The sequence below is a fragment of the Chondrinema litorale genome (assembly GCF_026250525.1).
Lineage (GTDB): Bacteria > Bacteroidota > Bacteroidia > Cytophagales > Flammeovirgaceae > Chondrinema > Chondrinema litorale.
Window position 1 is genome coordinate 276,714 of sequence record NZ_CP111046.1, and the last position, 24,751, is coordinate 301,464.

At 35.3% G+C, this 24,751-nt stretch carries 15 protein-coding genes; 14 read left to right on the forward strand and 1 reads right to left on the reverse strand.

The features are described from left to right. The first annotated feature begins 130 nt into the window (after positions 1-130). The 3 genes from OQ292_RS26015 to OQ292_RS26025 all read left to right on the forward strand — a co-directional run bounded on the left by OQ292_RS26015 (position 131) and on the right by OQ292_RS26025 (position 7,806). Positions 131-3,958: an MBG domain-containing protein gene (locus OQ292_RS26015; RefSeq protein ID WP_284687110.1), complete on the forward strand. Its 3,828-nt coding sequence runs from the start codon at positions 131-133 to the stop codon at positions 3,956-3,958. A 342-nt stretch (positions 3,959-4,300) separates the two neighbouring features. Then, positions 4,301-7,207, forward strand: a complete 2,907-nt coding sequence (locus OQ292_RS26020; protein WP_348970663.1) for a hypothetical protein — start codon at positions 4,301-4,303, stop codon at positions 7,205-7,207. 77 nt (positions 7,208-7,284) lie between these two features. Continuing rightward, a complete protein-coding gene (locus tag OQ292_RS26025; RefSeq protein ID WP_284687112.1) occupies positions 7,285-7,806 on the forward strand; it encodes a peroxiredoxin family protein in 522 nt (173 codons plus the stop codon). 47 nt (positions 7,807-7,853) lie between these two features. On the opposite strand, the gene OQ292_RS26030 is transcribed toward OQ292_RS26025, so the two are convergent. Further along, positions 7,854-8,180 (reverse strand): hypothetical protein, encoded by a 327-nt coding sequence (locus tag OQ292_RS26030; RefSeq protein ID WP_284687113.1) that lies wholly within the window; start codon positions 8,178-8,180, stop codon positions 7,854-7,856. Positions 8,181-8,534: 354 nt separating this feature from the next. Here OQ292_RS26030 and OQ292_RS26035 point away from each other — a divergent pair, with 354 nt between their 5' ends. From OQ292_RS26035 to OQ292_RS26085, 11 genes are all read left to right on the forward strand, one after another. Beyond that, complete coding sequence (locus OQ292_RS26035) at positions 8,535-11,042, forward strand: TonB-dependent receptor (RefSeq protein ID WP_284687114.1); 2,508 nt, start codon at positions 8,535-8,537, stop codon at positions 11,040-11,042. A gap of 11 nt (positions 11,043-11,053) precedes the next feature. Next, complete coding sequence (locus tag OQ292_RS26040; RefSeq protein WP_284687115.1) at positions 11,054-11,884, forward strand: DUF4249 family protein; 831 nt, start codon at positions 11,054-11,056, stop codon at positions 11,882-11,884. A gap of 11 nt (positions 11,885-11,895) precedes the next feature. Continuing rightward, positions 11,896-14,349: a TonB-dependent receptor gene (locus OQ292_RS26045; protein ID WP_284687116.1), complete on the forward strand. Its 2,454-nt coding sequence runs from the start codon at positions 11,896-11,898 to the stop codon at positions 14,347-14,349. A gap of 112 nt (positions 14,350-14,461) precedes the next feature. Then, positions 14,462-14,872 carry a hypothetical protein gene (locus tag OQ292_RS26050; protein WP_284687117.1) on the forward strand — a complete coding sequence of 137 codons (411 nt, stop codon included), beginning with the start codon at positions 14,462-14,464 and terminating at the stop codon, positions 14,870-14,872. A 104-nt stretch (positions 14,873-14,976) separates the two neighbouring features. Beyond that, the gene (locus OQ292_RS26055; RefSeq protein ID WP_284687118.1) at positions 14,977-15,609 is read left to right on the forward strand and encodes a porin family protein; all 633 of its coding nucleotides are present in this window, start codon (positions 14,977-14,979) and stop codon (positions 15,607-15,609) included. A gap of 86 nt (positions 15,610-15,695) precedes the next feature. Continuing rightward, entirely contained in the window at positions 15,696-16,745 is a 1,050-nt protein-coding gene (locus tag OQ292_RS26060) for a sensor histidine kinase (protein WP_284687119.1), read from the forward strand. Continuing rightward, the gene (locus OQ292_RS26065) at positions 16,742-17,521 is read left to right on the forward strand and encodes a LytR/AlgR family response regulator transcription factor (RefSeq protein WP_284687120.1); all 780 of its coding nucleotides are present in this window, start codon (positions 16,742-16,744) and stop codon (positions 17,519-17,521) included. The genes OQ292_RS26060 and OQ292_RS26065 overlap by 4 nt, the downstream gene beginning before the upstream one ends. Before the next feature lie 284 nt (positions 17,522-17,805). Further along, on the forward strand, positions 17,806-18,453 hold the full coding sequence (locus OQ292_RS26070; protein ID WP_284687121.1) for an RNA polymerase sigma factor: 648 nt from the start codon (positions 17,806-17,808) through the stop codon (positions 18,451-18,453). A gap of 137 nt (positions 18,454-18,590) precedes the next feature. Further along, positions 18,591-19,595 carry a FecR family protein gene (locus OQ292_RS26075; RefSeq protein WP_284687122.1) on the forward strand — a complete coding sequence of 335 codons (1,005 nt, stop codon included), beginning with the start codon at positions 18,591-18,593 and terminating at the stop codon, positions 19,593-19,595. A 190-nt stretch (positions 19,596-19,785) separates the two neighbouring features. Further along, positions 19,786-23,157, forward strand: a complete 3,372-nt coding sequence (locus OQ292_RS26080; RefSeq protein ID WP_284687123.1) for a SusC/RagA family TonB-linked outer membrane protein — start codon at positions 19,786-19,788, stop codon at positions 23,155-23,157. Between the two features lie 16 nt (positions 23,158-23,173). Next, positions 23,174-24,694: a RagB/SusD family nutrient uptake outer membrane protein gene (locus tag OQ292_RS26085; RefSeq protein WP_284687124.1), complete on the forward strand. Its 1,521-nt coding sequence runs from the start codon at positions 23,174-23,176 to the stop codon at positions 24,692-24,694. Positions 24,695-24,751 lie beyond the last annotated feature (57 nt).

The window sequence follows — 24,751 nt, forward strand, 5'->3', positions numbered from 1 at the left end:
TTTTATATATGGGAGTGAGACATTGCTACAAAATCTAATCCTCAAAATTGGATAGTGATTTTTAATATTTAAATTTGGCTCGAATCCAAGGGAACTAGCTCTGATCATTAGAAGATGAAAATAAATTTAAGTGAAACGATTCGCCCTTTTATTAGTGCTGCTTGGATATGCCGCTATAGTTTTTTCTCAGGATAAACTCTCAGATGTAAAATTATTAAAAGACATAAATACTGGTGCAGGAGATAGTGAAGCCGACCAGTTTGTAGTGATGGATGGCATTCTTTATTTTGCTGCCAACGATGGAACACATGGTAGAGAATTGTGGCGAAGTGATGGCACAGAAGCCGGAACCTACATGGTAAAAGACATCAATCCGGGTTCTGGAAGTAGTTTTTTAAGTGAGCTCACCGAGATTGATGGTACTTTATTTTTTGCTGCTTATAATAAAACCTATGGAGGTGAAGTCTGGAAAAGCGATGGCACCACAAGCGGTACTCAAATTGTAAAAGACATTAACCCTGGAAGTTCGAGTATAAATCCTGTAAATTTTACTGAGTATAAAGGCAAGTTAGTTTTTAACACATATGTAAATCCTGAAAAACAAAGTATCTGGATTACAGATGGCACGGCAGGAAATACTACCATGCTTGCTGAATATGAGATTATAGAAGAGTTGACGATTAGAGGCATAGCGAGTACAACCAACTATTTGTACTTTATAGTTAATGGAGATATTTGGAGGACTGATGGACCGAGAAACTATTTAAAGAAAGTGGTTGATAGAAATCCTAAAGATCGATATTACTATTTAACTGATTTTGAATTCGAACAAACTATTAATGATAGATACTATTATAGTTATAGAGAACTAAATAGTTATAAGGATTATTTTATCAATTATATCAGTGATTCTGATATTGAGGAAGAGGTTTATTTTTATTCAGGGAATGATTGGCAAACATTTGATCTAAATAATGAGCTACATATCTTTTGTAGATTCAATGATGGCTTTTTTTATTTCCCAATAGAGTTCAAAAAAATCTTAGATAGGATTAATAAGATAATAATTAAAAATGATGGCACTTTACCGTCATATTCACATAGCAAAAATGATATTTTCAATTTTAATGACTCCACAATATTAATAGGAGGAAATGAAATAAAAATATCTGAAACATATGAAAGTATTGGTGTCTATCCTTATGAATCTAGTGGAGGGACTGGTCTATGGAAATACAATTACAATACAGGATCAATATCAAAAATTAAAACAATTCTAAGTACTGAAGAAAGATTAAATTATCCCAACCTTTACGCACCTAGTTATTTAGGGAAATATAATAACAAAATATTCTTCTCTGCTGGTCAACAAGAAATTGGTAATGAACTCTGGGTAACAGATGGAACAGAAGAAGGCACTCAACTTTTTGCAGATATTATTCCTGGAGAAACAGGAAGTAATCCTGAGCACTTAATTAGTAATGGAGAAGTCTTATTCTTCATTGCAGACGATGGGGAACATGGTAGAGAATTATGGAAGTATGCCCCCAATCAAAAACCAACTTCGGCAGCATTTAATATTTCTATTCCAGAAGATAATACATACACTTTCAATTCGAGTTCTTTTCCTTTTTATGATGAGAATCAAGACGATGAACTTGAACAAATTCAGGTTACAAGTTTACCTGCTAAAGGAGATTTATTTTTAGATAATAACAGTAACAATTCAGAAGATAGTGGTGAGGCCATCTCGATCAATCAAGAGATTTCAAGCTCAAATATCAGTAAGCTAAAATTTAAGCCTGTATCAAACGAAAATAAAGAAGAATATGCCTCTTTACATTTTAAAGTTAGTGATGGTTTTAGTTATAGTGATGCAGCATATAAGATCACCATTACAGTTACACCTTTAAACGATGCTCCAATATTCACGCTAAGTAATTCAACCATCGAAGAAAATGAAGATGCAAGCTTAGTTACTGTAAATGGATTTTTACAAAATATTGCATCAGGTCCTTCTTCTGCAACTGACGAATCAGCTCAACAATTAAGTTATCAGTTATCTAAAATAGCTACTTCAGGATCGCTTAGTTTTAGTCAAGCTCCTCAAATTGATCTCTTCAATGGCAATTTGTCTTTTCAGTCCGCTACAAATACATATGGAGAAGCAACCTTCGAAATCCAACTTATTGATAATGGATTATCAGAAGGTGAAAATGAAAATACTAGTGATAAAGCTGTTTTCAAAATCAAAATATTACCCATTATCGATGGAGCTCCATCAGTAACTAATGCAAACACTTCCATAAATCAACAAACCAGAAGTGGCCTTGTAATTAAACCCAATGAAGTTGATGGAGAAGAGGTCACTTTTTTCAAAATTACTGAAATACAAAAAGGAAAATTGTTCTTAAACAATGGAACAACTGAAATTCTGAATTCATCATTTGTTGCTGCATCAGAAGTAGTAAAAGGCTTAAAATTTACACCTGATAAAGATTCTAAAGAAACGGGTTCATTTCTGGTTCAAGCATCATTAAGTAATGATAATGAAGGATTAGGTGGTACAACTGCCAAAGCTGAAATTACAGTTGTAGAAAATCTTGTTACCTTTTCCTTCGAAGACACAGAACAAACCTACGATGGCTCTGCCAAGCAAGTATCAGTTACAAGTGATCCAGAAGGAGTTGACTATTCCATTACTTATAATGGTTCAACAAGTTACCCTAAAAACGCAGGCTCTTATGAGGTAAAGGTTAATTCTACTAGTAACTTGTACACGGGCTCAGCAACTGCAACTTTGCTTATCGATAAAGCAACAGCCAAAATTACTATCTCCGATTTGGCACATACAACAGATGGTTCTCCAAAGTCTGTAAATGTTAGTACTGAACCAGTAGGCTTAAATTATTTAATCACTTACAATGGTTCCGAAATTCAACCATCTGCAGTAGGTTCGTATCAGGTTTTTGTTAGTATCGACGAAACAAATTATGAAGGAGAAGCTTCAGCAACATTACTAATTTCAGAAAAAGCAGTAGTTACAATCAACATTACTGAGACTGAGCATACTTATGATGGATCTACAAAAGAAGTAAATGTAAGCACAAATCCCGTAGGATTAACTTACCAAGTTTTATATAACAATAGCGAATCTCTCCCAACAAATGCAGGTACTTATCAAGTACAAGTTTCTGTAGAATACGAAGGAGAAACCTTTACGAAATCAGCTACTTTAAAAATAAAACCTATGGTAGTAAGCTTTGCTGTTAGTGATCTTTCGCATGTTTACGATGGCAACAGCAAAGCTGTAAATATTACAACAGACCCTTTGGGTGTAGATGTTATTACAACTTATAATGGTAATATGAGCAAACCTGTAGATGCCGGAACTTATGATGTAGTAGTTGAAACAAATGATGATAATTACACAGGTCAATTCAATGGTGAATTAGAAATACAAAAAGCAGGTGCAACAGTAACTTTGTCAAATTTGGAACAAGTTTATACAGGCAAACCTACTTATGTAAGTGTAAATACCAATCCGGTAGGTTTGTTGGTAGAAATACTGTATAATGGTCAGCAAGAATCTCCAAGTGCTTTAGGTAATTATCTGGTAGAGGCAGATGTAATTGATAAGAATTACCAAGGTTCTGCAACAGATACGCTCAAAATTTTAGAAATAACTGGTATTGAAGATAAAGAATTAAATAGTCAGTTAACAGTATATCCCAATCCAACTTCAGGTAATTTTATGATAGAAGATTCTTCTGATGAAGCCGAAAAAGCCAGTGTTTTAGTTTTCGATATAAATGGCAAGTTTATATCATCACACCTAAAAGCAAAACAAACAAAAAATATAGCTATAGACATCTCTAATCAGGCAAGTGGGGTGTACATTATCTATTACCAAAAAGCTAACAAAACAGGTATTTTGACAGTATTAAAGGCTGGGTGATTTTAAAAATTTTGTTACGTACACACAAATCCCCCTAGTTCTAATTCATATCAATTCAACCAATTAAAACTAGGGGTAAATTATATTATTTTTTTATCGCATACTTTGTTATCTTAAAGTATATGGTGTAACAGGAATTTTTTTCAAATAAATGAGCTTTGGATTAAAATAATACTGAAACTTACAGTTCTAAAAATAGGAAACTTAATACACGACTAAACATTTTTAACTTTAAAGTGAGATTTTTCTGGTTTGTATATGAAGAGAGTTTTTAAAATCTTCTTTATTACCATATTGGTATTATTAACCCTATTTATAGGGCTAATAGTAACTGCTTTGGTAATGGAAGATAAAATCACAAAACTTGCAGTTTCCGAGGTAAGTGAATATTTAGATGCTCCATTGGGTATGGAAAGTGTATCTTTCACGCTTATAAAAGAATTTCCTCTGGCTACTGTGCAGTTTAATGGATTATGGTTGGGAAGCAGATTAAACGATAGTGATTCCAGTGCAGTACAGTCTATAGATACTTTAGCCCGCTTCGATAAGCTATATGTTTCAGTTTTATCAGAACCTTTGCTAGATAATATTTTTAGAGTTCGAGAAATAGAGGTAAGTGGCGGATATTTAAAATATGAAGTTGACACAGCAGGTGTATCATGTTTTGATTTCCTCATTAATCAAGATACCACAGTAACAACTGTAGAAGACACCACATCAACAGCATTAAACTTTGCACTTAAAAAGTTAACTCTTAAAGATTTAACTTGCTATTACAAAGACGATCTAAACAAGGCTGAAGCAAAAGCTTATATTCAAGATATAAAGGGTAGTGCTTTTCTAGATAGCCTTAGAATGGACATTGTATCTGAGGGAATTATACAATTGACAAATTGTAAGTTTGATGATACCAATCTGTACAAAATGGCTCAGACAGATTTGGACTTTTCCATCAAATACATTTCTGATTCCATCGCAATTGAAAAACTGCAAATAAATACAGAAGGTGCAGCACTTGGGTTAAACGGAACAGTTGTACTCAGAGAAGAAGGTGTAACAGACACCGATTTAGCAATTACAGCTACAAACTTTAATCTGAAAGAACTAATCAAGTACGCGCCTCAACAGTATATTACAGAGTATCAGCTAAGCCAATTAGCCGGAATACTGAACCTACAAGCAGATGTAAAAGGCATTGTTTCTGACACAAAATTGCCTTTGGTAAATGGTAAATTTGATTTTTCAGATGGACATGTTAAGTGGGCAGACTATCCTGCTATAGATAACTTCTTTATAAAAGGTTCTGCAACAAATGGTTACTTGCGAACTAATGCTAGTACTTCCATCACGATTGATACATTTAACCTCACCACCAATAATGATATGCTGGCTCTAAAAGGCTCTGTATCAAACATAGACCATCCTGAATATGATGTTGTCACTAGCCTAAATGTGAAGTTGGGTAAATGGAAAGCTTATGTTCCAGATTCTTTAGTAAAAGATTTCGATGGTTACATCAATTTGGCGATGAAAACAAAAGGTGTTTTGCCAGATTCAATCACCGATGATTTTACAGATTATGTATTGCAAAACACACAAGCATCATTGCAATTTGATAGTTTAAATGTAGATTTAGATTCATCACTTTCTCTACAAAACCTAGCAGGAAAACTGAGCTATGAAAGTAATGAGTTACTATTAGATGGATTTGAAATTGATCTACCAGAATACGATCTTTCTCTTAAAAATGAATCTTTAAGAGCTATTTGGGAGGGTTCTATCAATAAACTGGATCAGCTTAAACTCAATCTGTTCGTAAAAAACTTTTCTACTCCCGGTTTATTAATGAATGGAAAAGTCTCTGTAAAAAACCTGAACCATCCGACCTTTGTAGTACAAGATACCTTTATGGTAAACTTGCCGAAGCTAAAGAAATTTATTCCAGATTCTGTGTTGAACGATATTGATGGAAATATTTATGCTTTTATACATACACAAGGTACACTGAACCTAGATTCTATTTCAGAGCAAATTATGGATATTGTTTATGATAACAGCACTTTATATGCTGAATTTGAGGATATCTCAGTTGACTTGCCTGAAACAGATATGGATCTAAAGAAACTTTCTGCAAAGGTGAATGTAAATCCAAAGAAAGTTTCTATCTACAACCTCTCTGGTAGCTATAGCGATATTCCCTTTAAATCTGATACCACGCTGATCACCAACTTGTATAATACCATTTTAAAAGATAAACCTGGTACGCTGCAAATCGAAGGTGTTTGGCGATTAGAAGATTTAAATTATGCTGAATTGATGGAGACATTTGTTGGTTCTGATAGTTCCAGCGAAGAACCAACTTCAGAGACAGAAGTAGTAGTAGGCAAAGATGGCAATGAGGTTGATAAAGAACCGACTTGGGATATGGATTACGAAGTGAAGGGAAGGATTTATGTAAATAGCTTCCAATACAATAATGCATTACTAGAAAAAATTACCACTAAGTTTAAAATTACACCCGAGACTTATGTGTTTGATCAGTTATTTGTAAATGCTTTTGATGGTAGTATGAATTCATCTATGAATATCATTCTCAGAGAAGATACCATGAAAATAGATATGAGAAATCAGATTTATAAGATGGATATCAGAAAGCTACTGCACGATATGGATAATTTTGGCCAGACAGATTTAATGGATAAGCACTTAACCGGTATTTTGTCTACAGAAGCATTTTATACTCAGTTTCAGATGGTTGGCGATTCTATATACTATCCTAATATGAAAGTGTCGGGTGATTTTACACTTGAAAAAGGAGGCTTTTATAATTATGAGCCTGTAAGCTCTATGTCATCCTTAATTCCTGGTGTAAAAAGTCTGGATACCTTAGTTTTCGAAACTATTGAGAGCCACCTATTTATCTTAGAAAATAAAATGTATGTTCCCAAAACTAGCATTAACACAAATGCATTTTCTGAAATTTCGGTGGTTGGTATGCAAAGTTTTGGAGAAGATTATACGTATCGAGTAGCTGTTCGTTTGCGAGATTTCATTATAGGAAAGAGTAAGAAAGACAAGGATAAAAAACCTAAATACCTTAAAGCAACTAGTATAGATGGTAAAAGCACGAATTTTTTTGATACAGAAGAAAATCAACAAAAGATGGGAATAGATATTAGATCGAAGGAGCGGTTATTAAAACTAAGATTTTATCCTTCGATGTTTGTATTTGATACTGGCGTAAAATAACCTTTTGCAAAAAAAGTTAGTATAACTATGCATTCTTAAAATCTGCTATAACTATTAATTAACATAACTCTGATCGAATGAAGTTTTATTTAATCTTGGCATTTAGCTTTTTAACATTGGCTGTATCAGCTCAAGAACTCAAAGTGGGAGATACAGCACCAGACATTATTATGAAAGATGTAAATGGTCAAGAAATAAAATTATCATCTTTAAGAGGGAAAGTAGTCTTAATAGACTTTTGGGCTGCTTGGTGTAAGCCTTGCCGAATGGAAAACCGCAATTTGGTAAAGGTTTATGAAGAATATAAAGATGAAGAATTTGATAACGGACAGGGTTTTACCATATTCAGTGTTTCGCTTGATAACAAAGAAGCCCCTTGGAAAAAAGCAATTGCAAATGACAATTTAGTTTGGGAACACCATGTAAGTGATCTGCAAGGTTGGGATAATGCAGCTGCTCAATTATATCAAGTAAGAAGTATTCCGCAGAGTTATCTAATTGATGGCTCTGGTAAAATAATTAAAATAAATCCTAGAGGTGGAGCTTTGGAAAGATCACTCAAAAAAGTAACTAAATCTTCAGGTTTTTGGAGTTGGTAAACCAAATGGTTTACCAACTCTATAATTTTTTCTTCAAAATGGAATAATTATTCTAATCCACTTCTGGCTCTCGCTACCAAATCCAATAATTGTAATTTTACCTCCTCCAAATCTGAATTAGCAGCATATCTACCGCCAGAGGTTGTACAACCTAAATCTTCTGCCAATTGGTCTAATTCGCTTTCTTGATATTCTTTTCCATCATACTCATAAGTACAAGAAGTCTCATCGCAACAAGCTGTTACATTTTTTGCTGTGCATATTTCATCCTGAGAGCACGATTCAACTGGATCCTCTTCGCTATCGCAACTGTTTAAGCCAATAATAATAGCTGCAAATACAAATAGTAGTTTAAAGAAATTGCTTTTTTTCATAACTGTGTAAAAAATTAAAAATGCATTTAGACTACAAAAACGAACTAAATGAGTCATTGATATTTTCAATTTTAAGAAAATCTCGAAATGGCTGTTATAGTTTATTTTACCTAAACTTCAATAAAAAATAGAGCGAAATATATTATCAATTACAAAAATTAAACCTTAAGAATCAAACATCAATATTAAATTAATTCGATAATTACTTTAATCGGAAACACATATTTTAAAAAGTAAACCCATAGATTTTATCTATTATCGAACATCCTTCTCACTTAGTTAAAACATCTTTCTCAAAATCATAATTCTGCTACAAAAACCTCAATCCAGATAAGGGCAAGTTCATTCCTAAATATGGCAGTTTCCTTACGAATTCCCTTAAACCATGCCCAATACCCTGCTAGCATTGCAGAAACAGATAATTTAACTATGAAGAAAAGAACTGTACTTATAATGACAATGCTTATAGCATTTGTCTTGCAGGCTCAGGCGCAAAAGTTTAATCTCAGCGGCAAAGTAGTCGATGAGGCAAACGGAGAAGCCTTAGCCTATGCCGCAGTAGGTGTAAAGGATTTAAGCATTGGTACAACCACCAATGCAGACGGCTTTTTTACACTACTCAACCTGCCCTCAGACGATCTCACTTTAACCATTCAGTATGTGGGTTACAATACCTCTGAGGTGGCCATCAAAGATGTAAAAAATCAAAATCCACTGATAATTAAACTGAGTATCTCTGAACAGATGCTGCAAGAAGTGGTAGTGAGTGGTTCAAATCTGGATAACCAGATGATTAGAGCCACTGACAAAATTAGCCAGATAAGTATTTCTCCAGAAGCACTCAATGCTTTGCCAAGCATGGGAGAAAAAGATATCTTCCGAAGTATACAGTTATTACCGGGAGTAAGTGGCACCAACGAAGCTTCATCTGGACTGTACGTTCGCGGAGGTACACCTGATCAAAACCTGATTGTGTTCGATGGTTTTACAGTCTATCACGTAGATCACTTTTATGGCTTTTTTAGTGCTTTTAATCCAAATGCAGTAAAGAATGTGCAACTCCACAAAGGTGGTTTCGAAGCCAAATATGGTGGACGACTTTCTAGTGTAATGGAGCTAACAGGTAAAACCGGAAACCAAAATAAATTTTCTGGCGGAGCTGCCATAGGAGCCATTAGTGCAAATGCTTATTTAGAGATACCTATTGGCGATAATGTGAATTTATTTGTAGCAGGTAGAAGGTCATACACAGATATTATCACCAGTGGAATCTACAACGATATTTTCGATTTGTATAATGATGATGATTCCAACATTGCTTCACAAGCTTCTCAAAATCAAACGCAATCAAGATCAGGAAGGGGAAGCACTCAGCAAGAAGAAACTGAGCCAACTTTCTTTTTCTACGATGCCAATGTAAAATTAAGCTTTAGACCTTCTACCAAAGATGTAATTTCACTTTCGTACTACAGCGGAAAAGATGATCTGGATAACTCTCGATTTAGCTCAAACAGTTTCGAAGATAACAATGGAGAAACTTCGCTTATCGAAACTGATGTAACCGATTTGCTGCAATGGGGAAACGTAGGAACCAGTTTGCGTTGGGCTCGCCAATGGAATGACCGATTCTACTCCACAGTAGTAACCAGTTTTTCTAATTATTTCAGTGATCGTGACCGTATTAGTGATGTTTTGATAGACCGAGAAGATTCGGTGATTAACCGCAGTGTTGGAACAGTAGAAGTAAATGACCTTTTCGATTATTCATTTGCCATCAACAACGAATATCTCATTAGCCAAAAACATACAATGGAGTTTGGTGTACAATCGATTTTCAATGATATCTCATACTCATTAACCGCCAATGATACATTAAACCTGATTGAAGAAGATAACGATGGTGTACAAGTAGCAGCCTATTTACAAGATACTTGGGAGGTTAATAATCAGCTTACTTTAATAGGAGGTATTCGTTCGAGCTATTTCGATGTAACAGACAAATTCTATTACGAACCTCGGGTTTCAGCTGCATTTAAAGTAACTCCAAAGTTCAAATTAAAAGCGGCATGGGGCAGATATTACCAGTTTGTAAACCGAATTGTGCGTGAAGATGTATCTCAAGGTAGCCGCGATTTTTGGCTCTTAGCAGACGACTTAAACAGCCCAGTAAGTTTCTCTAGGCACTTAATCGGTGGTTTTAGCTACGAAACAGATACTTGGCTTTTTGATGTAGAAGTCTACGATAAATCGCTTGATGGAATTGTGGAGTACAGCAACCGACAAGCTGCCACCAGTTTAGATGAGCTAGAAGATACCGATTATTTCTTTGATGGAACAGGTGTAGCCAGAGGTGTTGAATGGATGATACAAAAGAAATCGGGCAACTTTAAAGGTTGGGCAAGTTACACATTGGGCGAAGTTGTGCACGATATTCCCGGAATTAGCGACGATCCTTACTATGCTTTGCATGACACTAGACACGAAGTTAATCTGGTCGGAACTTATGAAATCGGCAAATGGGATTTTGGAGCAACTTGGGTATTTGGTACCGGAAAACCTTATACAGCTCCTTATGGCGAGTACCAATTAACCACACTCGATGGCACCACCTACAATTACATCAGTGTGGGAGCGAAGAACTCTTTCCGATTGCCAGATTACCATAGACTAGACATGTCTGTAAACTACAAATTCAAACTAGGATCAACAGGAAGTGGTCAAGTTGGTCTTTCTCTTTTCAACCTTTACGACCGCAAAAACATCTGGTACAAAGAATTTTTGGTAGAGGAAGAAGAAGTGATTGAAACCGATGTAAACCTAATTGGATTTACGCCAAACCTTAATGTAAGTGTAAAATTTTAATGAGCATAAAAATGAAAAACAGCCTATTCAAATTCCTTATAATCATTATTTCTGGTTCATGGATATTGGCCTGTGAAGAAGTGCCAGAATTCGAATTAGATGATACCTTGCCTGTTGTAGAAGCATTTCTGTACATGGGAGATGAGGTGGACGATATAAAAATTTCAGAAGTAGTTCCTTTCGAATCATCAGTAGAAAATAATGAAATTGATGGTTTAGACATAGAAATCATATGGAAAGGTCAGTCCTATGCCTTGGTAAATGCAGATAGTGGAGGTGGAAAATATTATTATCCCGGCGATGACTTGGAGATTCTCAGTGGTGAGACTTATGAGATTAGTTTTCTGTACGAAGGAGAAATGATTACTTCTAGTACTACTGTTCCGCCGGCACCAGATAATTTAGAACTATCTACCGATGCGCTTGAATTACCACAGTTAGTCGACATATTCGATATCAGAGATTTGGCTCAGAGTGGAAATAGCAACGTAAATGTGGAATGGAGCAATCCAAATGGAGATTATTATTATTTGGTAATCGAAAACATAGAAAGTGATCCAGAACCAATTGATGTAAATGATATTTTGAGTTTCAACTTCGAGTTTACATCTGTTCCAACTCAAAACGATTTCTTCACCTTAATTCCCTTTGTGCATTTTACACAGTTTGGCACACATAGAATTATTCTGTACCGAGTAAATGAAGAATATGCCTTGCTTTACGAGACTATTCAACAAGACTCGCGCGACTTAAACGAACCTTATACCAATATCGACAATGGTGTAGGAATCTTTTCTGGCTTTGCCAGCGATACCGTCTATCTGGAAATCAACATGCAATAACAACCTGCAAAATGAAAGCACAAATAATAAGCGCGATCTTGATTATTATACTAGCACCTTGTCTTATTTATAATTTGAGTGCGCAAGATTTGCCCAATCTAGACATAGAAGGTGCCATTTACGGTGAGATTAGAGATAAGGAAAGTAACCAACCTATGGAATATGCGACAGTAGCACTTTATAGCCTTATGAAAAATGAAGCCGTAAAAGGTACTCTTACAGATGCCAAAGGACAGTTTGCACTCAAAGATTTAAGTCTAGGAATTTACAATTTGGAAATAAGTTTTATTGGCTACAAAAAGACAAGAATCAATCAGATTTTGATACTGCCGAAGAAACCAGAAATCTACTTTGGGGAGATTCAACTCGAGCCAGATACAGAGCAATTAGAAGAAGTAGTAATTACTGAACAAAGAGAAGATGTGGTATTTAAAGCCGATCGAAAAGTGATCAATATCAGCAATATAATTACAGCACAGGGAGGCACATTGGTAGAAGCTTTGGAAAATCAACCCTCAGTAAAAACAGACATGAATGGGAATATGACACTCCGTGGGAGTTCTAATTTTACCGTGTTGGTAAACGGAAAACCTACAGCTTTAAGAGGGAGTGATGCACTACAGCAAATTCCGGCAAATACGGTAGAAAGCGTAGAAATTATCACAAATCCATCAGCTAAGTTCGATTCTGAGGGAGAAGTGGGTATTATCAATGTAATTACAAAAAAAGACTTCTCTGAGGGATTTAGCGGTGTTGTAAATGCCAGTGGTGGATTTACAGCTAATTGGCTCACAAGGTATTCTTCTGATGCTAGCTTCCAATTAACTCGGAATAAAATTACTTTTTCTACAGGCTTTAACATCCAATATACGCCTATGGAAGGTGAGGGCTCACGAATTAGAGAAAACTATGGCGAGAGTGATACTTTAATCAGAAATTCAGATATGGATATCGGTATCTATCGGAAGAATTATACATTTAAAACTGGTCTAACTTTCAATGTAGATACTCGAAACACTTTCACTTGGGATTTAAATATTGGCAAGTTAAAATTCGAACGTGAATTTGATTCTCAAACAACTGCCTTAACCAATACTTCACAAAATACAATTTCTAATTCTATCGCAGAAAATGACCGTAATTTCATTTCTTCATCCTTTGGCTACGATCATTTATTCGATTTGTCTTCGGGTCATAAATTTAGTGCGAATCTTTTCTATAAGGTTTCAGATGGAAATAAAGAAGATGTATTGATCGAAGAAGTTGCTAATACAGACTGGACAACAGGAGATTTAATTGTAGATCAGCTTTCATTAGAAGATGGAACAGAAGATGAACTCAGGCTAAACCTCGATTATGTAAAGCCATTTGGCGAAGGGAATAATAGGTTAGAGTTGGGCTATCAACTTAGGTATGAGACAAATGATTTAGACCAGAACATAGCTGTTACTTCAGTGGATGAAAACACTTCAACTGATAATAACATCCAACTAACAAGAAACATCCATGCTTGGTATTTACAGTTTACTGGTGAAAAAGAATCTTTTGCTTATCAAATAGGTTTGAGACCAGAAATCACAGATCGGGAAATTGATCAGGCAGCAACAAGCAATACAGAAAGCTATTTCAATATATTTCCATCAGCCAATATCTCTTACAACTTTTCACAATTTAACCAGATAAAATTAGGCTACAGTAAACGTATCAATCGTCCTGCTGTGCAACAGTTAAATCCTTATCTGCAATTAATTGACGAAAAGAGTCAGCGAAGCGGAAATGTTGAATTGCTACCAGAGTATGTACATTCTTTAGAATTAAGTGTGATCAAAAGATTTATGATGTCTTTTCTATCTGCCGAAATATTCTATCGACAAACAAATGACAAAATTAGTCCTGTATGGTTGGCACAAGAAAACGATTTGCTGTTGCTCTCTTACGATAACCTCGACAAAGATTATTCTTATGGTACGGAGATTCTGGCAAGTATGCAAATTAACGATTGGTGGCGAGTTAATGGCAGTACCAGCATTTATCGCTACAACATAAATGGAGATGTTTCTGGCGAAGAAGTAAATAACTCATCCAACTCGTGGAATGCACGTTTTGGCTCAACTTTCAGAATCTCAAAAACCAATACGGTTATTCAGTTTAATGTAATTTATAACAGTGAACTAGCCAGCTCACAAGGGCAACGCAAAGGCTTTTATGCAACCATGCTAGGTGTAAAACAACCTTTGTTTAAAAGTAAGTTAGATGCTGCTTTACAAGTGCGAGATGTGTTTAACATGATCAAATTCTCTAATGTGAGTAGCAGCGAATACTTCTTGAATAGCATGGAGTTTTTGCCCTATACACCCGTGGTTTCTCTCAACCTGAGTTATCGCTTCAATAATTATAAAAAAAGGAGGAACATCAACGCTTCCGACATCAACGAGCTTGATTTCCAAAACGATTTCAACTTTTAGTTCAACCCCGAATTTGTTCGGCTCATGGGCTCATTTAGCAGCTTTATTTGCTTAGTCTCTTTAGTGTAAATCAATAACAATTAACTATGTATAACCATAAAAATCAGTAAAAATGGAAGATCAAAAAAAGAAGAGCATATTAAACTTTAAAGTATTATTTAACCTCTTATTTGTCTTTTTTCTGGCTAGCTCAGCCTATGCGCAAAACGGTGCAATGGCAGACATGACCTCCGAAGAAAAAGCCGAACTGTTAACTGAAAAGCAAAAGGAGAAAATCGAGTTTTACGACGATCAGGAAGAAAAAATGTACGATGTAAACCTGAAGTATGTAAAAGAAATGGAATCGATTGTGGCAGAAGGAAGGTCTATGTCAACTCTAAATAAGTTGCAAAGTATGAGTGGCAAAAAAGATAAAGAAGTAAAAGAAATACTAGATAAAGACCAGTATAAAACATACCTCAAAATGAAAGAAGATGTAAGGCAAGAGATGAGGAATCGCCGTGGTTCAGGCAACTGGAAGTAGCAAAAACAATCGCCAATTTCTTTTCATGTAATTGGTTTCCTTTCCAGGATAGAGACCGCTTCGGTCTCTTCCTTTTATAAAATCTACCTCAATAAAATTCAACCATGCTAAAAAATATATTTACTATTCTGTTGCTCCTTATAATCGGAAACAGCTGCTATGCTCAGCGAAATAGTGCTGGTCAAATATTTAGTTACTTTAAAAAAGGTGTTGGTATTAGCTTTCTGTCTCCGATTAATGCAAATGATTCGGGTGTAAGAGCTGGTTTCCATTTGGGTTTTGCCCCTTCATTTCCACTTGGTGAAAATACGATTCTAAAACCAGAGCTAGCTTTTTCTATGAAAGGCGGCAAAGCAGGATACAACCCAAGTAATTTGGGTGTGTTCGATGGAGACATTACTTATAAAATTAACTATCTGGAATTGCCAGTCGCTGTCGGTTATAAAATAGGCAGACTCTTTCAAATAGAAGCAGGAGCTTATGGCGCTTTGCCAGTTGGCACTTCTTTCGACTTTGACGGGCAATTTGTAGCCGGCTATGGCAGCTTTGATAAAGATGATATTCACGACTTCGATTATGGACTAATTGGAGGAATTAAAATTGGTCCATTGGGTATTAGGTATTATCACGGATTAACCACAGTGGCAGCAACGGATATTTCAGAAGTGTTTTTGGGAGATGCTTCTCAATATACTGTGCAGATTTATTTTCAAAGAAGTAAAAACAGGGGTTTCTAACAAATTAATACAAAGAGCAAGGAGGTATTGTGAGAGTGCTTGAATTGGAAAATAATTGCGAATACAATCTAAGTTATGAGATAAAAATGAAGCAATTTTATACGCGTGTAATAGTGGTGATGCTCACAGCTATGATCATCACTTTTATGATGGGTCTCTCTCAGGTAAATGTAATGATTCGCCTAACAGAGCTAGATATTTACAAATTCGATGCTTTTGATTATATCCGCAGAATTGGGCTCATTTTTATGGTTTCGCTTTTATTCTTGTCGGCTAATATTTTCTATAATCAGATCAATATTGGGAAGCTGAGTTTTAACCTTACCAAGCCTTTGGGCATCATTACATTTAACCTCCTCATATTTATTCCACTACAATTTATACTGGTTGTACCCAGAGCAGAAAAGATAACTTCTATTCCCAGAAGAGCCGAATTAGATTACAGTAATGGCGGTATTTTAATTGGTTTGATGATGTCTAGCCTTGTGCTCATGTTGGTCTCAGTGCTAATCGGAACGGTTTATCGATTTATGCGAGATAACTACCAAATGAGGTTAAAAAATGAAATTCTTCAAAAAGAAACAGCCGAAGCTAGGTTTGCCAATTTAAAAGAACAACTCAATCCACATTTCTTATTCAATTCACTTTCAACCTTAAATGGATTGATCGATGAGTCTCCCGACAAAGCAAAGAAATTCTTATATGATATATCTGATGTGTATCGCTATGTATTGAAAAATGAAGGTGTAAATCTGGTTTTACTTACTGAAGAGATGGATTTTGTAAATGTGTATTTGGGAATAATTAAAGAGCGATTTGGTGATGCTGTAATGATAAAAAAGAACATCGACTGTAAATTTATGAGGTCTAAAGTATTGCCACTTTCTATTCAGATGCTCATAGAAAATGCCATCAAACACAACAATTTTGATTCTTTACACCCGCTTTGCATTAGCATTCACTCGAATGACGAACAGTTAGAAGTGGAGAACAATCTAAGACCAAGATTTGTAGCTAATAATCATTCATTAGGTTTATACAATATCAACCAGCGATACAAATATTTATCAGATAAAGAAGTAATCATCAAGAAAACAGACTCATTGTTCAACGTGCAAATCCCTCTTTTAAAATGAATGTATTGATTATAGAAGATGAAGTAAATCTTGCCAGACAACTAGTAAAACTGCTTACAGAAATTGATCCTAAGATAAAGATTTTATCGGTTGTCGATTCAATACAATCGGCTGTTGCATTTATTTCAAAAACTGAAAATATCAATCTGATCCTGGTAGATATTTATTTGAATGACGGGCTTTCTTTTGAGATTTTTGAACAGGTTGAATGTAAATCGCCAGTTATTTTTTGTACAGCTTATGATCAATACGCACTTAAAGCTTTTGAGCTAGATAGTGTAGATTACCTTTTAAAACCAATAAAAAAATTATCGTTGCAAAAGGCGGTAGATAAGTATAAGCGCTTGTTTTTAGATAATAATCCATCTGAGGAGCCACATAATTTCTCCGATACCGTCCAACACCTTTACGATCAACTAAAACAAGAAAAGCGTTATCAAAAGAATTTTTTATTACCCTACAAAGATCGATTAGTACCAGTTGGAGTTTCAGAAATCAGCTATTTCCAAGCAGATTATGGCATGGTGAAATGCGTAACGGATGATAGCCGACTTTTCCCCTTAGACCAAAGCCTTGATGCAGTAGCTGAGAAATTAGACCCAAATAATTTCTACAGAGTAAATCGCAGATTCATTGTAAAGCGAGATTCTATTGTTGATGTTGAATATTATGTAAACCGTAGATTACATCTTAACATCTCGCCCAAACCCCAAGAACCAGTAATAATAAGCAAGGCCAAAGTAACAGAGTTTAAGCAATGGATGAATGTTGTATAGCTTTTAATATTCATTCTATAACACAAAAATTAAAGCTCTTAAAAACTAAATGAAATTATTTTTGCTATACCTATTAAACAGGTTTAATAGTATAAATACTTGTGTTTTAAACGATATTTATAATATTATATCCATAATAATAAATAATATTAAAATTATATATGGCTTATAACTTAGCTATATTGAAAGACATTCATTTGCATTTCTTCTGTATTTTTTAGTAATTGCAGTAGTTATCTCCTCTTCTTTAGAATCTATTAGTGTAATTATACGCTTTTCAAAATATGAAAATTGATATAGAAAGAATTAAGAAGAGAATTGCCTCTCATAATGATAAACTTGCTTTTAGAAGTTTTTACCAATATTATTTCGAAAGACTTTTTGCCTTTGCTTTGCGCTTTTTAAAGTCGAGAGAATTGGCAGAAGAAGTGATTTCTGAAGTTTTTCTGAAAATATGGAATAACAGAAGTAATCTTTTAGAAATAAAAAATATAGAAACCTACCTCTATGTTTTAGTAAAAAATCATTCACTTAACGTCATTAAAAAATCATTAAAAGAGCAAAATACCCATCTGTCTTTAGATGATGCGCACTTCGAATTAGCGATAGAAAACTTTACTCCAGAAGCCGCCTATTTTGCCGAAGAACTTCGCGATGAGATAGACAAAGTAATCGAAACATTGCCTACAGCCTGCAAAAACGCATTTTTTTTAGTAAAAGAAGATCAGCTCAATTATGCGCAAGCTGCCGAAATTTTAAATGTTTCTCCCTATACTGTTAAGAATCAGGTGTTAAAAGCTGTAAAAAGAATTAGAGAACATTTAACGCAGAAAAGATCTGATGAAAATCTCAACTCAACCAACATCAGAAACATCAATAATCTCATATCTTTTTTAATAGTGATAGAAAATTTAATTTTTTTTCTGGACTGACGTAGTCTGCTTTCCAAAAACTTTTGTCCTTTCTATGAGGAGATAATTAATGCAAATTTAAATACTACAGATTTGAACTGTAGGCTGGTACGCTTGTACAAAATTTTCAAACCTATTACGATTTTCGAATTAAATATATGTCAGATATAGATGAAATATTGGTCAAGTCTCTCACTGGAGAAGAGCTCAACGAGCACGAAAAAGCTTTTCTAGAAGAATGGCAAAAACAGTCTGAAACAAACACTGATACAGTAAAAAAACTAGAAAAATACTGGAGTCATAAACGGAATGTAAATAAAGATTCCATGGATAAAGTGTGGAATACTTTAGAAACCAGTATTGACGATGAAGCGCCAAATCAAAAAATAGCAAAGAAAAATTCTTTCTTTAAATTCTATTATTACATAGCTGCTTCTGTAACACTAGTACTTGGCTTTGTTTTTTATCAACAGTATTTTCATACAGATAACCCAGACGGAACAGATACAAAAATCGCATTGGTTTCTAGAAAAAATGCTAAAGGAGTAAAAAGAAATATTACCCTTTCTGATGGGACTTTTATAAAACTAAATGCAGATAGCGAGATCAAATTTCCAGAAAAGTTTAGTGGCAAAACCAGAGAAGTTTATCTAACAGGAGAAGCATTTTTTGAAGTAGAAAAAGACCCTAAAAGACCTTTTATTATTCACACGGGGAATATCTTAACCAAGGTTTTAGGTACAACATTTAACATTCGTGCCTATCCGGAAGACCAAGATGTAGAAATAGCTTTGGTAGAAGGTAAAGTTGCTATTAACAAAGAATCAAATTCGGCTGAAAATACAATTTACTTGCAACCTAGCGATGTAATGAGCTATAATAAAGCACAAGATAAAATTACTACTACGTCGAATGTAGATTTATCTAAAATAATATCTTGGAGAAGCAATCAACTCATTTTTGAAAATGCATCTTTTGATGTAATAGTAAAAAAACTGGAAAGATGGTACGGAGTAAAATTTACTATCTCTAACAAAGTAAATACGCAAGGAGGCTTTACCGGAAAATTTGAAGATGAGTCTTTAGAAATGCTCCTAAATAAAATCAGTCATTCAATAGAGTTCAATTATCAGATTAATAATAAAGAAGTAATTATAGAATAGGTAGGTATCCATTAACAAATCTAATAGGGGAATGAAGATTAAAGAAAACACAAGTTAAGAAAAAAGCCAGGTTCATACACTTAAGAAGAACGCTGGCTTAGCTTAGAATGCAGTGAAATTGTTTGGTCGCAGTTAGACTACTTTCTAAGCACGTTATTGACCTTTTTACAATCAAAAACTAGTTAAAAATATGAATTTGAAATTACTTAGACAAATTGCATATATGTCTAGAATAGTACTATATGGAATAATTTTACAAGCGACCTTAAGTGCTGTGTTGCTTGCAAATGATGGAAACGCACAAACTAAAAGTGTAGAAGAAATATATCTAACACTTCAGGTAAAGAATGCGACCTTAAAAGAAACCTTCCACAAAATTGAAGAAGAAACAGGTTTTCTCTTTGCTTATACAAAAAATACAATCGACTCTAACGATAGGGTAAATTACATGTCGCAAGCTAATTCTCTTGGAGATATGCTGCGGTTTATCTCTAAAAATGCAGGATTGAGCTTTACCCGAATAGGCAAAAATATTCTGGTAAGTAAAAAAGCCACATCAGATACAACCGATGTAAAAGAGGTAATTCAAGAAGCCCAACAATTTAAAGTGAGTGGAAGAGTAACTTCTGTTGATGATGGTGAACCACTGCCAGGAGTAAGTATTTTAATCAAAGGCACAACTACCGGAACTACTACCGATATTGATGGTAATTATTCATTTGCTGTTTCAGATGAGGCTGCTACAATGGTAGTTTCGTATGTGGGATTTAAAACACAGGAGATCAATGTTGGTGGCAGATCAATTATTAATATCGGTTTAGAAGTAGATGTTGAAAGCTTAGAGGAAGTAGTAGTTGTGGCTTATGGTTCTCAGAGTAAGCAAAAAGTAACTGGTTCGGTTCAAAAAGTAGGTGAAGATGATTTAAAAGACCAACCAGTGGCGCAGGTAACACAAAAGCTTCAAGGTAAATTAGCGGGTGTACAAATTACGCAAAACTCAGGTATTCCCGGTCAAGGGATGACGATTCGCGTAAGAGGTCAAACATCCATTTCTGCTGGTAGCGACCCTTTATATGTAGTAGATGGTTTTCCAATTACTGGCGATATTTCTAACATGAACCCAGATGAAATTGAGAGTATTACGGTGTTGAAAGATGCTTCTTCCACTTCTTTATATGGTTCAAGAGCGGCAAACGGGGTGGTAATTGTAACTACTAAAAGAGCCAAAGCAAATAGGTCTGAGTTTTCATTTAATGCATATTATGGCCTTCAACAAATACCTCAAAAAGGCAGACCAGACATGATGAATGCCAGAGAGTTTGCGCAGTTCAAAAAAGAAGTTGCAGAAGAAAATAATCAGGCAGTAGGAGATATGTTTGCCAATCCAGAAGAATATGGTGAGGGTACCGATTGGTTTGATGTTGTAACTAGAGTAGCTCCAATAGAAAATTACTCAATATCCTTTAAAGGGAGTAATGAGAAGTTCAGTACTTCGATTGTAGGGGGATATTTCAGGCAATCGGGGGTATTACTCAATTCTCATTTCGAAAGAATCTCGTTAAGAGCCAATTCTGATTACAGAATTAATGATAGGGTAAAAGTAGGACTCAATTTAGCACCAACGTTTACCAATAACAGTACACCTCAAAGTGATGGTATTTGGTACAACACGGGTGGTATCATTCAGTCAGCCATGCTTACAAGCCCATTGGCACCTTACAAAAATCCAGATGGTTCAATTCCATTAAGTGTGAGTGATGAATATGGTACTGCAGCAGCGCCTAACTGGTACAATCAAGTTCAAATTGTAAAAAATACGGCTAAAAATGTGGGTTTGTTGTCTAATGCTTTTGCTGAAGTAAGCATACTTGATAACCTGATTTTCAAAAGTTCAATAGGTGTAGATTTAGGTAATACTGTGAGTGATTCTTTTTATCCATCTACAGCAGGTAGTTTATTCAATCCACCAAACGAAGCAGATGCTTCTCGCATTAGTGGGTCGCATGGCAATAGTTATGCGTATTCTTGGATGTTTGAAAATACGGTGAGTTATAACAATACTTTTGGCGACCATAGTTTTGATGTGTTGGCTGGTTATACTTCACAAGCAGCACGCTCAGAAAGTGGTTCGATGACTGGTACTGGCTTTCCAGATAATGAAGTACAGACTTTAAATGCAGCCAAAACCATTACTGGTTCAACAGATATACAAGAGTGGAGTTTGGCTTCAATCGTAGGTAGAATCAACTATAGTTTTAAAAATAGATATATCATTTCTGCAGCTATTCGTCAAGATGGTTCTTCTAAATTTGGTTCTGATAACAGGTGGGGTAGTTTTCCTTCAGTTTCAGCGGGTTGGGTTATTTCAGACGAAGCTTTTATGCAAAGTTTAACACCTGTTTCATTTGCTAAGGTAAGAGCTAGCTACGGTATTACGGGTAATAATAATATTGGTAATTATACCCAATATGCCAACATGGTAAATACCAATAATCCATTTAACGATGTGTATTTGAGTGGAAAAAGTGTGGATGGATTGAATAACACCGAACTCGGTTGGGAAACCACAAAACAATGGGATATTGGTGTTGATTTTGGTTTGTTTGATGATAGAATTTCCCTTACTTACGATTACTACAGAAAAGTGACAAACAATCTGTTATACACTGTTGAAATTCCTATCTCTTCTGGCTTTTATAATTTTGCTACCAATGTAGGTGAGCTTGAATTCTGGGGACACGAAGTTGCTGTGAGAACCAAAAACTTTACAGGTCCATTCGCATGGAACACAGATTTTAATATTTCATTCAACAGAAATAAAGCGGTAAAACTAGGTACAGCCAATGCTGCAATTTATGGAGAATACACCATTACAGAAGTTGGCCAGCCACTTGGTCGTTTATATGGTTTAGTTTGGGAGGGAGTTTATAGAAATCAGGAAGAATACGATGCACTACCAAAACATCAAGGCTCTGATGTAGGTACCATCCGATTTAAAGATGTGGATGGTGATGGAACAGTTACTAATGATGATAGGGATAGAACCTATATTGGTAATACTGCCCCAAAATTTACCCTAGGTTTTACAAATACCTTTGCTTATAAAAACTTCGACTTGTCTATAGTAGCACAAGGTGCATTCGGTAATAAGATTGCAAACATCAGCGAAAGATTTACTGGTAACCTCGATGGTTCATTTAATGTAATTAAAGACCTTCAAAATAGATGGAGATCGCCAGAAGATCCCGGAAATGGCAGATACGGAACGACTAAGTCTGGTACTACAGGTCCAGAGAGAGACTGGTTCAGTTCAAAATTTGTGTACGATGGCTCTTACCTCACCATTAAAAACATCACATTAGGTTACACACTACCAGCTGAAAAAGTAAAACTCTTTAAAACATTTAGGGCCTATTTGAGTGTGCAACAAGCATTTGTATTTACAGATTATCCCGGTGGAAATCCAGAAGTATCTGCCGCAGTGGGGCTATACTCTGGTGCTGATGTAACTACTTATCCGGTTCCGAGAACCTTTACATTGGGTGTAAATATGACATGGTAAAACTTTAATTGTGAAAATGATGAATTACAGATTTATATATATCCTTTTAATTGTAAGCACATTTTCAATGTATGCTTGCAAAGATGAATTTCTAACTAACTTACCAGAAACTGTTGTTTCAGCAGAAGATTTTTATCAAACTGAATCAGATTTTGAACAGGCGGTAATTGGTATGTATGTGCCTTTGAGAACTTTATTTGGTTCTGGTTTGGCAGATTATGGCGCTTGGGCAATGGGTGAAATGCGATCAGATAACACCATTTTCATTTACAACCAAGCAAACAGAGGTTATGCAGACCGTGAGTATGTAGACCAGTTTGTAGATGATGCCAACGGTGGTGCTGTTGCAAATAAATACGAGAATAACTATATCTTAATTGGTAGAGCAAATCAGATACTTCAAACTATAGATGATGCTGATTTTGACCAAACTCAGAAAGATAATTTTAAAGGGCAAGCATTGTTTATGCGTTCTTTTGCATATTTCGATTTGGTTCAGTATTTCGGTGATGTACCATTGGTATTAGCACCACCAACTTCTTACGAAGAAACAGCTAATCCACGAGTTGCTACCGAAACTATTTACACTCAGATAATCGAAGACTTAACACTAGCTGCTGAGCTTTTACCTGCTAGTGCAGATCAAGATGCAGGTTTTGTTGCCAGTGGAGCTGCTTATACTTTACTTGGAAATATCTATCTTGTATTGGAAGAATGGGCAAATGCAGAATCAACATTGCTTCAGGTTACAGGCTATTCACTGCTCGATGACTATGCAGCTATTTTCGATCCATCTAATAAAAATAATGCAGAATCTATTTTTGAAATTCAGTATACTGATGATCCGACAGCGAGTTCTGCTAGTAATTTTGCCTATAACTTTTTACCAATATTGTCTGATCCCGGAGTGATAGAAGGCTTCCCTAATGGTAGCTCAAACTCTTATGCAGGTTGGAATATTCCCACACCAGAAATGGTAGCTGCTTACGAAGAGGGTGATTTAAGATTAGATGCATCTGTAGGTTTTTACACTGGTGATGGTTATGAGAATATTCCTTATGTAAAAAAATATGTGCATGGAGCAGACATTGCGCCGAATACCAATGACGATTGGCCGGTATATCGCTACGCCGAAGTTCTATTGATGATTGCCGAAGCTAAAAATGAACAAGGTAAAGGTGATGCACTAGATTATTTAAATATGGTACATGCGCATACCCGAACTGGATTAGAAGCAATTACTACTACAGATCAAGCTGAGCTGAGAGAACTGATTCTACATGAAAGACGCATTGAGTTAGCATTTGAAAATAAACGTTGGCTAGATTTAGTGAGAACCGATAATGCCGTAGAAGTTATGACGGCACACTTTGCCAATATTCTTGCAGACCCTGTAACCTATTATTACCCAGAAGGAGTCGATCCTGTATCAGGCTCATATCAAATGTCTACTGATAGATTGTTGTTCCCAATCCCTCAAAGAGAGATTAGGGTAAATTCAGAAATCAGTCAAGACGATCAAAATCCGGGATACTAAAATAAATATAAAGCTTCTGTAGAGTTCACACTTTGCAGAAGCTTTCACACTCTTTTT

What these genes read in the sequence shown, in the direction of transcription:
- OQ292_RS26085 (WP_284687124.1), top strand. Translation starts at nt 23,174, where the DNA reads ATGATGAATTACAGATTTATATATATCCTTTTAATTGTAAGCACATTT.
- OQ292_RS26020 (WP_348970663.1), top strand. Translation starts at nt 4,301, where the DNA reads ATGGAAGATAAAATCACAAAACTTGCAGTTTCCGAGGTAAGTGAATAT.
- OQ292_RS26045 (WP_284687116.1), top strand. Translation starts at nt 11,896, where the DNA reads ATGAAAGCACAAATAATAAGCGCGATCTTGATTATTATACTAGCACCT.
- OQ292_RS26060 (WP_284687119.1), top strand. Translation starts at nt 15,696, where the DNA reads ATGAAGCAATTTTATACGCGTGTAATAGTGGTGATGCTCACAGCTATG.
- OQ292_RS26070 (WP_284687121.1), top strand. Translation starts at nt 17,806, where the DNA reads ATGAAAATTGATATAGAAAGAATTAAGAAGAGAATTGCCTCTCATAAT.
- OQ292_RS26030 (WP_284687113.1), bottom strand. Translation starts at nt 8,180, where the DNA reads ATGAAAAAAAGCAATTTCTTTAAACTACTATTTGTATTTGCAGCTATT.
- OQ292_RS26050 (WP_284687117.1), top strand. Translation starts at nt 14,462, where the DNA reads ATGGAAGATCAAAAAAAGAAGAGCATATTAAACTTTAAAGTATTATTT.
- OQ292_RS26055 (WP_284687118.1), top strand. Translation starts at nt 14,977, where the DNA reads ATGCTAAAAAATATATTTACTATTCTGTTGCTCCTTATAATCGGAAAC.
- OQ292_RS26035 (WP_284687114.1), top strand. Translation starts at nt 8,535, where the DNA reads ATGGCAGTTTCCTTACGAATTCCCTTAAACCATGCCCAATACCCTGCT.
- OQ292_RS26065 (WP_284687120.1), top strand. Translation starts at nt 16,742, where the DNA reads ATGAATGTATTGATTATAGAAGATGAAGTAAATCTTGCCAGACAACTA.
- OQ292_RS26080 (WP_284687123.1), top strand. Translation starts at nt 19,786, where the DNA reads ATGAATTTGAAATTACTTAGACAAATTGCATATATGTCTAGAATAGTA.
- OQ292_RS26025 (WP_284687112.1), top strand. Translation starts at nt 7,285, where the DNA reads ATGAAGTTTTATTTAATCTTGGCATTTAGCTTTTTAACATTGGCTGTA.
- OQ292_RS26075 (WP_284687122.1), top strand. Translation starts at nt 18,591, where the DNA reads ATGTCAGATATAGATGAAATATTGGTCAAGTCTCTCACTGGAGAAGAG.
- OQ292_RS26040 (WP_284687115.1), top strand. Translation starts at nt 11,054, where the DNA reads ATGAAAAACAGCCTATTCAAATTCCTTATAATCATTATTTCTGGTTCA.